Origin of the sequence: Paenibacillus sp. AR247, assembly GCF_002968895.1 — a bacterium.
Lineage (GTDB): Bacteria > Bacillota > Bacilli > Paenibacillales > Paenibacillaceae > Paenibacillus_AQ > Paenibacillus_AQ favisporus.
The window spans coordinates 2,297,514-2,302,644 of the sequence record NZ_PCZT01000009.1 but is presented as its reverse complement, the minus strand read 5'-3'; the positions used below and the strand labels follow the sequence as shown (position 1 = coordinate 2,302,644).

The 5,131-nt window shown below is 55.2% G+C and carries 5 protein-coding genes; all 5 read left to right on the top strand.

Annotated elements, in window-relative coordinates; genetic code table 11:
* Positions 1 to 1,185 (top strand): helix-turn-helix domain-containing protein (locus CPT76_RS19305; protein WP_105443976.1); only part of this gene is annotated, 1,185 nt, incomplete at its 5' end.
* 133 nt (positions 1,186 to 1,318) lie between these two features.
* Entirely contained in the window at positions 1,319 to 2,752 is a 1,434-nt protein-coding gene (locus CPT76_RS19300) for a glycoside hydrolase family 43 protein (protein ID WP_258168600.1), read from the top strand.
* Between the two features lie 338 nt (positions 2,753 to 3,090).
* Entirely contained in the window at positions 3,091 to 3,822 is a 732-nt protein-coding gene (locus tag CPT76_RS19295) for an ABC transporter ATP-binding protein (RefSeq protein ID WP_076169195.1), read from the top strand.
* Between the two features lie 191 nt (positions 3,823 to 4,013).
* Positions 4,014 to 4,844, top strand: coding sequence for an efflux RND transporter periplasmic adaptor subunit (locus tag CPT76_RS19290; protein WP_258168599.1), 831 nt, complete (start codon positions 4,014 to 4,016; stop codon positions 4,842 to 4,844).
* A gap of 42 nt (positions 4,845 to 4,886) precedes the next feature.
* Positions 4,887 to 5,131: hypothetical protein (locus CPT76_RS19285; protein ID WP_258168598.1), on the top strand; the 245-nt coding region annotated here is incomplete at its 3' end.

Below are 5,131 nucleotides of genomic sequence, written 5' to 3'. Positions count from 1 at the left end.
GACTATATGAGGCATCTTCTTCAGAACAGCCGTGTATTGAGCGAGGATACAGACATATTGGCTCGCGAATTCAGCAAGCTGGACATCGGCCTCGATCCCGCCCAGCCCGTCGTGCTGGTCCTTGGCCGCATCTCGTATCCGGAGGGCAGGACGTATACGGAAAGATGCGAAATCCTGTCGTCCGTCAGAAGGATATGGGATACCTATTTTTCGGGCCGGGCCCGGAGTATGGGGATCACCGACAAGCATGGCGACGCCTTTTGGTTTCTGCAACCGTCTGAACCGGCCGAGGGCGGGACCGACAACCATTTCATCCGTTTCGTGGAAGGGACCTTGGAGCTGGTTCAGGAATCCTGCATCGGTTCTCTTGGATTGAGCATCGGATTGGCGCTGAGCAGCGAAGCATGCAGGTGGGAAAGCTTGACGCGCCAATACGAAAGGCTGCGGGAGCTGCAGCAGTTAAGGAGCGGCAGCGGGGGAGCCATCATTGTACGCGACGGCTTCGAGCCGCTCGATGGATTGGACTGCAAAGCGAGCTTTGCGGACAGTCAGACAGCGGAGGTGCTGAGGGCTTATCTGGAGTCGGGGAGACACGATGAATTTATCCAAGCGCTTGAGGAGGTAACGGCCAGTGCACTGAAGATGAGCTGTAAGGTTCAGTTAACGATCGAGACGTATTATACGATCGCGCTGATGCTGCATTCCTGCATAGGCCGTATGGGAATGCACGGGCATATCGGCGATACCGGAAAATTGATGCGGCTGAACGATCATCCCTCAATGGAGGAGGCCTTCGGCTATTTGAAACGCGTCGCGGAATCCATTTTCCTAAGCAAACAAACGCAGGAGAGGGACAGGGCCTCGCTGATTGTCGACCGGATCTGCCAGTACATCGAAGAGCACTTGAGTGAGGATTTGTCCCTGGTGCGCCTAGCGGAAATCCATTATTTCAATCCTTCGTATTTGTCGCGGTTCTTCAAGCAGGAGAAAGGAATCAACTTATCCGATTTTATCGACAAATGCCGGGTGAAGAAAGCCAAGGAAATGCTGCGGGACAACGATTTGAAAGTGCGTGAGGTGGGGTTATCCGTCGGTTATGAGGCGGCCCATTCGTTCACCCGTTTTTTCAAAAAAGCAGCGGGGCTCACGCCGCAGGAATACCGGGATACACTTTCTTTGAATTGAACCTCTGGAAACTAGAGTTTGGCGGGTGATCCGGACGGATCAGACAGGTTGTTCCCGCTGAACGCAAGCCTTACTCTTTTTAAGAGAGTTTGGTTAATACAAAAAAATGCTGAATACGGGAGTTGACACAAAAATGAATGAACTCGTTCATGCACCGATCGGCAAGCTGCCGCGAAACGGAAATCCGCTTGTCGCCCATAAATTTGGAGCAGACCCCTATGTACTGGTGTTCGACGGGCGCGTATACCTCTACAATACAGACGATGTATTAGAGTATGACGAGCAAGGAGCGGTCAAGGACAACAGCTATAGCACCATCAACCGCATATCGGTAATTTCATCGGATGATCTGGCGAACTGGACGGACCATGGCGCCATTCAAGTGGCAGGTCCGGATGGAGCAGCCAAATGGGCGACGCAATCCTGGGCCCCTGCGGCGGCTCACAAAAGAATAGACGGCAAAGACCGCTTCTTCCTGTACTTTGCCAACAACGCCAGCGGCATCGGTGTGCTGACGAGCGACAGTCCGACCGGCCCATGGATCGATCCGATCGGCAGGCCGCTTATCGTAAGGGACACGCCTGGCGTTCAAGGCGTCGTATGGCTCTTCGATCCGGCCGTGCTGGTGGACGATGACGGCAAAGGCTATATTTACTTTGGCGGTGGCGTTCCGGAAGGCCAAGATGAGAATCCCGGGACCGCTCGGATGATGCGGCTGGGTGACGATATGATCAGCGTGATCGGCGAAGCCGAGCCGATCCCGGCTCCGTTTATGTTCGAGGATGCCGGCATTCATAAGGAAGGCGGCCAATATTACTATTCGTATTGCTCCAACTTCTACAATGGCGTTCGGCCGGAGGGAAGTCCTCCGGCGGGGGAGATTGCCTATATGACCAGCACCGGCCCAATGGGACCATGGACGTACCAGGGATCGATCCTTAAAAATCCCGGCCATTTTTTCGGTGTCAGCGGCAACAACCACCATGCCATGTTCCAGTTTCATGGTGATTGGTATATCGCTTATCACGCCCAGACCTTGTCGAAGGCCATGGGCGTGGTGAAGGGGTATCGGTCGACCCACCTTAACCGGGTGATCTTGGACGAAGATGGTACGATTCAATCCATTGAAGCGGACATGACCGGCGTTAAGCAGATCAAGCAGCTGAATCCATATGACCGCGTTGGAGCGGAGACGATCGCTTGGTGCGCAGGCGTGAATGTGCGTAAGCTTCAGACGGATGGACTGGAACAGGGCGAAGACCTCATGGTTTTAACGGACATTCATCATGGGGACTGGACCGCCGTGTCCGGCGTTGATTTCGGCGCCGGGGCCTCAGCGTTTTCAGCGTCTGTATCGTGCACGAATGATGGGGGAGTCATCGAGCTCCGCCTGGACAGTCCTGAAGGCAAATCGATCGGTACGCTTCAAGTGTCTTCGACCGGCGGACTGTGGAGCGAAATGGCGACGCCTGTCAGCGGTGCGGAGGGCGTGCATGATTTGTTCCTGATCTTCAAAGGGAAGCCGGATATTGAGCTGTTCCAGATCGACTATTGGCAATTTCGATAATGTGCCGGTAGTGAATATGTGAGAGATAAAGTCGTTGTAAGAAATGCCGTCCGTTTCATCGGGCGGCATTTTTTAAGATATCAGAAAGTATAAAATTCGAAGCGAGACCTTCCTGATATCGCAAGAAAAACAACATCTAAACGCGGTCTGTCTCCTTTGAGAGTACGTCGATAGACGTTTTTCTTATTGCATATACGCAGCCGCACAACTTGCAGCCTGCACATATCTACATTTTCTCAGGTAAACGAACGGGAACTGGCGGGTACTTCCCCCTGAATGGAAGCGCTACAATGAGGTTGGTGAAGGCGAATCGGGTCAGAACAAAGGGGCGGAGTGCAATGACCGGTAAGGAAACGGAGACGAAGGATACGGGCGGCGGACCGATTCTGCAGGCAAGCGGGATCACACGGATTTTTGGCAGGGGGAATACCGCCGTTACCGCTTTGGAAAATATCCATCTGAACATTCCGCCTGGAACGATCGTGGCTCTGAGAGGGCGCTCGGGTTCCGGAAAGACCACGCTATTGAACATTCTCAGCGCATTAGACGATCCGACGGAGGGGCAGGTGTATTTCAAAGGGAGGGAAATCACCGGTTTATCCGGCTCCGAACGCAGCCAGATCCGGCGCAAGGAGATCGGCCTCGTGTTCCAGTCGTATGGCTTGATTCCGCTGATGTCGGCTTACGAGAATGTTGAATTCGGGCTGCGTATCGCGGGACTGAAGGGTAACCGGGAGGTGGTGGAGCATGCGCTTGACCGCGTCGGCATGCGGGAGCGGATGAAGCATCGGCCGTCCGAACTGTCGGGCGGCGAGCAGCAGCGCGTAGCCATTGCCCGCGCCATCGTGCACCAGCCTGAGCTGTTGATTGCGGATGAGCCGACCGCCGAACTGGACAGCCGGATGGGGCTGCAGGTCGTCCGCATTTTTCGCGAGCTGGTAAAAGAATCGGGGATGACGGTCGTTCTCACGACGCATGACCCCGGAATGATGGAGCTTGTCGATCACGTTATCGCATTGGAGGATGGAAATATTGTATCGCAGACAACGAACGAATCTCCCCTTATCTAAAATAGACCGGCGACTGCGGCGAATAGCCGCGCTTTTAACGGCGCTGATACTGCTCTCGGGCTGTTCGCTCCTTCCGGTCGAACCGGAAACGCTGCAGCCGCCCTTGGTCGAGCCGGCCAAAGAACAGTTTAACCTCGTGCAGGCCAGCCGCGGGAAGATTCAGACCTTTCTGAAGGGGACGGCTTATTTTTGTGTCGGCCCAATCCGAAGCGCTGTCCTTCAAGGATATGGGCGGAAGGCTCAAATCGATTCCGGTGACAGTGGGCCAGGAGGTGAAGGCGGGCGATTTGCTGGCCGAGCTGGAGACGGGCGACCTCGATTTTCAGGTGCGTCTGCAGCAGCTGAATGTAGAGCGCGCGCAGCTGCTGTACAAACAGGCACGCGATGCCGGCGCAGGCGCCGTCGACCTGCGGCTCAAGGAAATCGACCTGGAGCGCGAGCGGATGTCGCTGCAGGAGATGAAGGCCAAGCTTGGCCAATCGCGCTTGTACGCTCCCGTTTCGGGAACGGTGACGTTCGTCGAGAAGCTGAATGCGGGAGACAACGTGAACGCTTATCAAGCGATCGTCACTGTCTCCGACCCGTCCAAAGTGCAGCTGACTTATGTTGCAGCGGACAGCAAGGATCTGAACCCGGTCAAAGCCGGCATGCCCGTCAGCCTCAAGTATAAAGGCAAGGACTATAAGGGAAAGGTTCTTCAAGCCCCTTCGGATTTGCCGGGAGCCGCCGACAGTTCGAAGGCCGAGAAGAACGGGGTAACGATCTTCATGAGCATGGACAACGCTCCGGGAGACGTCAAGGTCGGCGACAGCGCCGAGCTGACGATCGAGCTTCAGAAGCGGGATAACGCCATCATTGTACCCCGCTCGGCAATCCGCTCCTATATGGGGCGTTCCTATGTTCAAATCGCCGAAGGAGAACGCCGCAAGGAGGTTGACATCGAGATCGGATTGACGACGCCGACGGAAGTCGAGATTGTCAAAGGACTTGAGGAAGGCCAGAAGGTCATTCTGAACAATTAACCGAAGAGCTATAGCCCGGGCCGACCGGGCATGAGGGATGGGGTGTATGTATTGGCTTTGTGGACGATGATCCTGCGCAAGATGGCCAACAACAAGTGGCTGCAGCTGAATTTGTGGATCGGCCTTACCGTATGCGTGGCCCTGTTCAGCTCCATGCCGCTCTACTCGCAGGCCATTTTGCAGCGGACATTACTGAAGGAGCTGCAGTCCGTGCAGACCGGGAACGGCGTGTATCCGGGCTTTCTCCGAATAAGCACGACGGTCTCGGCATCATCCATGGACGCAAA